The sequence below is a fragment of the Komagataeibacter kakiaceti JCM 25156 genome (assembly GCF_000613305.1).
In genome coordinates this window covers 1-6,260 of record NZ_BAIO01000113.1, presented here as the reverse complement: position 1 = coordinate 6,260, position 6,260 = coordinate 1, and the positions used below count along the sequence as shown (strand labels likewise).

Genomic DNA, 6,260 nt, shown 5'->3' with positions numbered 1-6,260 from the left:
CGCGGGCGCGCCACGCCGATAGCGGGCGCGGGCATGTCCTGTTCATCGAGGACAGGCTGCCGCTGCGCTATCTCGGTTCCGGCTTTACCCGTTCGAACGATATTATTGCCGGGCTGGCGGCGCTGGGCTACCGCGTCACGGTCTATCCCATCTTTCGCCCCATTGAGGACGCGGCCACCATCGCCGCCGCCTTCCCCCCCGATGTCGAGGTCATCCACGACCGCGAACAGGCGGATCTGGCGGATTTCCTGCGGGGGCGGAGCGGGTGTTTCGATGCGATATGGATCGCGCGCACGCATAATGCCGCGCGCCTTGCGGAGATCCTGAACAACACCGCCTCCGCCATTCCGGCGGACCGTATCGTGGTCGATACCGAAGCCATCGCCACCTGCCGTGACGAGACCCTGCACCATCTGCGCGGCACGACGCCGGCGCAGCCATTCGCCCTGCGGCTGGAACAGGAGTTGCGCCCGCTGTTTCTGGCCCGCCGGGTGGTGACGGTAAATGAAACCGAAGCCCGTCTGCTGCGCGGGGCCGGGTTTGACAATGTATCCGTGCTGGGCCACGCGCTGACACCACGCGCCACCGGGCCGGGATGGGACCAGCGACGCGACATCCTGTTCCTTGGCGCGGTGCATGACAGAAACGCACCCAACCTGGACTCGCTGGCCTGGTTCAGCGCGGAGGTCCTGCCCCTGTTGGTGGCCGAACTGGGGCCGGATTTCCGCTTCAGCGTATGTGGATATGTGAACCCGCGCGTGGATCTTGGCCCGCTGCGCCAGCACCCCAATGTCCGCATGCTGGGCCGGGTGGAAGATACGACCCCCGTTTACGACCGCCACCGCATCTTCGTCGCCCCCACCCGTTTTGCCGCGGGTATTGCCCATAAACTGCATGCGGCGGCGGCCAGCGGCCTGCCCGTGGTCGGCTCGCCGCTGCTGTGCCAGCAGGCAGGGTGGCAGGACGGGCATGACATGCTGTGCGCCGATGTGACCGACCCGGCCGCCTTTGCGCGGCAGGTCATCCGGCTGTATCATGACCGCGCATTGTGGGACACGGTGCGCGGGAACGCACTCACCCGCATCGCCACCGAACATGATCCGGAGGACTATCGCCTCCGTATTTCAGGGATCATGGACACGCTGTTCACACGGGACTGAGGCCGGAGCGACACCGGCGCAGGCAAGGCAGGAGCCGGATGGACGACATGGACAACATTTCCTTTGCCTCCGGCATAGACGCGGAACTGCGCGCGCGCGTGCTGGCGGCCCCCCATTTCCGCCGCTGGTATGATGGCATGCGCGCACGTTTTACCCTGCGCCATGTGCTGGTGCGCGACGCCACGACCTTCGGCACGCGGATGGGTTTCATCCTGGTCGAAGCCGATGCCCTGCATGACGGACAGCCCGTGCCGGGACTTGCCCTGCTGCGCGGGGATTCCGTATCGGTGCTGCTGGTTCTCAAATGCCCCGGTCATCCGGATCGCACCATTCTCACCCGCGAGGCCCGCGTGCCCGTGGCCCGGCCCGACCTGCTGGCGCTGCCGGCAGGCATGCTGGATGGCGGCCGGTTCGTCAGCACGGCGCTGCGTGAACTTTCGGAAGAAGTCGGGGCCGACCTCCAGGTATGTGAGCGAGACCTGACGGAACTGACGCATGTCTGGCTCTCGCCCGGCGGATGTGACGAAGCCATTGGCCTGTACTATGCCGAACTGCACATTGACGAATCCTTGGCGCGCAGCCTTGCGGGGCGGCAGACCGGCCTTGCCAGTGAGCATGAACATATCCGCCTGCGTGTCATCGACCTTGCGGACGTGCCGGGTATTGGCATGACCGACGCCAAGACCCTGCTTTCATGGCATATGTATCAGGCGCGGCATCATCAGGAGCACTGAAGGCACCAGGCAGACGGGGACTGGAGCGAGATCAGGACCATGACGGGATACGCTAACTGATGCCGGATGCGTATCGTGATGAGATCATCAGATCGTTGACGCACGGTCCTGATGCCCTGCGTGAGATCTCAAAATGACTGCACGGATTCAGGTGAACGCCCGTAGACTCTGGTAGACGAATAGAGATTTTTATGGGGCTAACGAAAACCCCCGGCAACATGCCATGTATGGCAGTTTTCCGGGGGTTTCTCTCAAACCGGCTGGTGGGCGCAACAGGGATTGAACCTGTGACCCCTACCATGTCAAGGTAGTGCTCTACCGCTGAGCTATGCGCCCACCGGCCGTTCCGATGAAGTGGCTTTTACGCATCCTTTCAGGGGGATGCAACCCCCCATTTGAAAAAAATCACATTGACCGCAAAGCCGCCGCCTGCGCCAATAGGGGAATGGGTTTTCATGCTTTCCTGTATGTCGCCGTTCCGGGCTGTCCGGGGCCACTGTATCGGCGCGGGCCGGTATGACCGACGGCGAGATTCCGCCTTTTCTCATTCATGCTCCGCCGGGGGCGCAGGCCCCGGTTATTGTGGCGTCCCCGCATTCCGGGCGGCATTACACGCCGGAATTCCTGCGCATGTCGCGTCTTGACGGGCTTGCGCTGCGCCGGAGCGAGGACTGTTACGTTGACAGGCTGTTTGAAGGGGCGACAGCACAGGGGGCAACGCTGCTGCACGCAACATTTCCCCGGGCCTATTGCGATGCCAACCGCGAGGCGTGGGAGCTTGACCCCACCATGTTCCGTGAGCCACTTCCCCACTGGTGCAATACCACCAGCAGCAAGGTAAGGGCCGGATTTGGCACCATTGCACGGATTGTTTCACGCGATGGGCCGATCTATCCGCGCCCCCTCCCTTTCAGCGAGGCGGAAATGCGTATCCGCACCTGCTGGCAACCCTATCATGACGCACTGTCACGGCTGGTGCAGGATAACATGGATCGGCATGGCTGCTGCATCCTGCTCGATGCCCATTCCATGCCAGCCCCCCGCAGGCGACAGGCCGACCTGCCGGATTTCGTGCTGGGAAATGCGTGGGGAACCGCCTGCACACCTGGATTGACCGCTCTGGTGGAACAGGGGCTTGTCGCCCATGGCTATAATGTGGCGCGCAACGTGCCCTTCGCGGGGGGATTTGTAACCCGCCATTACGGTCGCCCCCGGCGGGGCGTGCAGGCGCTCCAGCTTGAAGTCAGCCGGGCGCTGTACATGGATCAGGCCAGCCTGGAACCCCATGGGGGCTTTGAAACGCTACAGGCGGTACTGACCGAACTGGTGGCCAGCATCGTGCAGTATGGCGATATGCTGGAGCAGCAGGCGGCGGAGTAGGCTGTGGCCCGGAACACGATCCGGGCCGGAACGGTGTTACGCCGTTCTGGCGGGTACGCTGCCTGCGGGGTCTGCGCATTGATGGCTTCCGGCAGCAGATGGGCCAGTACCGGCAGGATGGTCGCCGCTGGCAGGCCGGTTCTGTCGATCATGGCCTGAACCTGCTGGTTGTCCAGCAATGTGCGCAGTTCATCGGTGGAAATGGGCAGGTTATGGCCATCGCCAATCCACGAACGGACCTTGTCTCCCAGCCCTGCCTGCTCCGCCTGCGCCAGCAGGTTATTGATGGTATCGGGCGTCAGTAACTGGGACAGATAGGCATGCACCTGCTGCGACAGGCCCGTCGCACCGGCCAGTTCGCTCAGCTTGCCCATTACATCGTTAAAGATACCGCTCATGATGCTTTCTTTCCTGTCTGCCAGGTTGCGGAGACCGGTGGGTACGGCCTGATGTACTTATAGGGAGTCCATAAGACGCGGGATAAAAAAAAGCGGTGCATAAGCACCGCTGAGTTTAGGGAGGAAACGTCCAAGAAGCAGTTGCACAAGGCAGGTCTGCTCCTCTCCCTTATGCTAAACCTCACGCGGATGTGTCAACAAAAAAAGCGGAGGACGTGACCTGCATCGTTGCAGGCGAAAATTTGGGGGAATGTTCCGCCCTGTCATGCCCGCAAGGGCGACGGCATGAATGGCTTTCCAGTTATTTCAGGCAGGCGGTAAAAACTTCCCCAGGATATTTAAAGACAGGCTTTTCAAACAGTCTCCAAAACTCCCCTTCCCTGCCCGCGTTCAGGCCCCACCACAGGAGGCCATGATGCGCCAGACCTTACGATTCCTCGCCGTTCTTGCTCTGGTCATGTCCGCCGCGGGGTGTCGCCATGCCTACCGGGACAATCCCGACAACGGACATGAAAACCGGAATCAGTACAGGAACACGGACCAGCACTGGAGCCGTGGGCCACATATCGATCATTAACCCTGTCATCGCCACACCATGCGCGTCGTGTCCGGCCATGAATGGTGGGCAACCCTAATCCAGCCCCCCGTCCTCGGCCGTTCCGACACTCTGGACGCCCTCGATCGTTGTCAATGCCGCGACCAGATGGGACACCGGGCGCTTTCCCTTCACCTGCATTGTCAGCGTCACGACAGGGCCACGGGATTTTCCGTCCACTACCGGATCATCCGCGTAATGCCCGTTCTGGGTGATATGGACCTGATCAACCGCGAAGCGCAGTCGCGTGCAGGCCACAAGGATGTGGCGGAGGATTCCCATGCCATCGGTATAGGAAACATCCAGTCGCGCCTGTAGCGGACGCACCTGCGGCAGCAGGCGGATAAAACAGGGAAAAACGAACATGATGATGAAGTGGGCGGCGGTCGCGGCAAGGGCGAGTTCAATCAACCCCGCGCCGCACGCCATGCCCACGGCCGCAGTCAGCCAGACGGATGCCGCCGTTGTCAGGCCGCGCACGGCGTCGCGCCGCATGAAAATAACGCCACCGCCAATAAACCCGATGCCCGACACCACCTGCGCCGCAACGCGGGAGGGGTCAAGAATCACCTTTCCGACCATCAGGACATCGCCAAAACCATATTTTGATACGAGCATGATCAGCGCGGCGGCCAACCCAACCAGCGCATGGGTGCGCATACCGGCACTTTTCTGGCGGAACTCCCGCTCAAGCCCGATCATGGCGGACAGCATGAAGGCTACAGACAGGTCAGCAAGTTGGTGCCAGGTTCCAGCAATCATCCGTCGTCATGTCTCCCACCCCAAAGGGAGCACGGCGGTCCGCCGGTCACCCCTTTACGCACGCCATCAGGCGTAACGGGATAACGGGCCGCGAGCGGGTCTGTTCGCCTGAAGAGTGTTTGAAAAAAAACTGCCTTGAAGCGCCCCGCAAATCATGAGGACGCTTTTCATCAATCAGTTGTTTTCTAACTCCCTCCTGAAGTTCAACTGGTCTTCACCCTATCTTAACGCGGGCTGCGCAGGTTCGGCATAGACGCCGCGACAGGACTGTCCGCCGCTTTGTCCCGCGGCATTCACCCGCATGCGGGGCAGATTGGATGCAACAGACTTCGCCTTCATCACGTTGACTTTGAACGCACCCCATTCGGGCCGCCTGTTTCAACAGTCATGCCGGAGAGCCGAATATGACCTCTTCCATTCCACCCCAGAGCCAGCCCCATCAACCCGGCGTAGAACGGCTGATGGATCCCCCGGCCGAACATATCCGCGCCGATTACCATGGCAGCGACAAGCTGAAGGGCCGCCGGGCGCTGGTTACGGGGGGCGATAGCGGCATCGGGCGCGCCGCCGCACTGCCACATTTTGGCAAGGGCAGCGTCGTCATCAATACATCCTCGATCAATGCCTTTGCCGGTAACCGGTCCCTTGTGGCCTACACCACCACCAAGGCGGCTGAAATGGGGTTTACGCGCGCCCTCGCCCTTCAGCTTGCGCCAAGGGGCATCCGTGTCAACGCGGTGGCGCCCGGCCCGGTCTGGACACCCCTGCAACCCGCCAGCTGGGGGCCGATCGACCCGCAGGCGGTGGCTGACCTGGGCAAGAAAACGCCGCTGGGGCGCATTGGCCAGCCCAGTGAACTCGGGCCTGCCTATGTCTATCTGGCGGCGCGGGATTCATCGTACGTAACCGGGCAGACCCTGCATGTAAATGGCGGCATGATCATCAATGGCTGAACCCCTGCCCGCGCTGATGCTGCCTGTTTCCTCATGGCTGCGCCTCGCGCCGCATCGTCGCTGGCTTGACATGCAGGGCCAGCACCTGCTGGATTTTTCCAAGGCCGCCCGCGTCCGGGATGGTTTCGCAGCGCTGGACGATGACGGGATGCTTCAGCCCGACGCCACCGCCGACAGTACGCTGACCGCGCGCATGACCCATGTCTACGCCGTGGCGGCGGGACGGGGGCTTCCCGGCTGCGGCCCGCTGGCGGCGCATGGCGTGGCCTCCCTGCTTG

At 62.3% G+C, this 6,260-nt stretch carries 7 protein-coding genes and 1 tRNA gene; 5 read left to right on the top strand and 3 right to left on the bottom strand.

Annotated features, from left to right (window positions below):
• On the top strand, positions 1–1,160 hold a 1,160-nt coding region (locus JCM25156_RS08165), incomplete at its 5' end, for a glycosyltransferase (RefSeq protein ID WP_025812726.1).
• A 38-nt stretch (positions 1,161–1,198) separates the two neighbouring features.
• The gene (locus JCM25156_RS08160) at positions 1,199–1,894 is read left to right on the top strand and encodes an NUDIX domain-containing protein (RefSeq protein WP_025812725.1); all 696 of its coding nucleotides are present in this window, start codon (positions 1,199–1,201) and stop codon (positions 1,892–1,894) included.
• Between the two features lie 261 nt (positions 1,895–2,155).
• Here the strand turns inward: JCM25156_RS08160 and JCM25156_RS08155 are convergent.
• Positions 2,156–2,230, bottom strand: a tRNA-Val gene (locus tag JCM25156_RS08155).
• 180 nt (positions 2,231–2,410) lie between these two features.
• Between JCM25156_RS08155 and JCM25156_RS08150 the strand changes: the two genes are divergently transcribed.
• Positions 2,411–3,274, top strand: a complete 864-nt coding sequence (locus tag JCM25156_RS08150; RefSeq protein WP_025812724.1) for an N-formylglutamate amidohydrolase — start codon at positions 2,411–2,413, stop codon at positions 3,272–3,274.
• On the opposite strand, the gene JCM25156_RS27900 is transcribed toward JCM25156_RS08150, so the two are convergent.
• Together JCM25156_RS27900 and JCM25156_RS08135 are read right to left on the bottom strand one after the other, a co-directional pair.
• Complete coding sequence (locus JCM25156_RS27900) at positions 3,160–3,672, bottom strand: YidB family protein (protein WP_025812723.1); 513 nt, start codon at positions 3,670–3,672, stop codon at positions 3,160–3,162. The two genes, JCM25156_RS08150 and JCM25156_RS27900, sit on opposite strands and share 115 nt — an antisense overlap.
• Before the next feature lie 631 nt (positions 3,673–4,303).
• Complete coding sequence (locus tag JCM25156_RS08135; protein WP_025812721.1) at positions 4,304–5,029, bottom strand: MgtC/SapB family protein; 726 nt, start codon at positions 5,027–5,029, stop codon at positions 4,304–4,306.
• Positions 5,030–5,433: 404 nt separating this feature from the next.
• Between JCM25156_RS08135 and JCM25156_RS08130 the strand changes: the two genes are divergently transcribed.
• Both JCM25156_RS08130 and JCM25156_RS22680 read left to right on the top strand, forming a co-directional pair.
• Entirely contained in the window at positions 5,434–5,982 is a 549-nt protein-coding gene (locus JCM25156_RS08130; RefSeq protein WP_025812720.1) for an SDR family oxidoreductase, read from the top strand.
• Positions 5,975–6,260, top strand: a 286-nt coding sequence (locus JCM25156_RS22680) for an AGE family epimerase/isomerase (RefSeq protein ID WP_034958941.1), incomplete at its 3' end; no start/stop codon positions are given. The genes JCM25156_RS08130 and JCM25156_RS22680, both read left to right, overlap by 8 nt.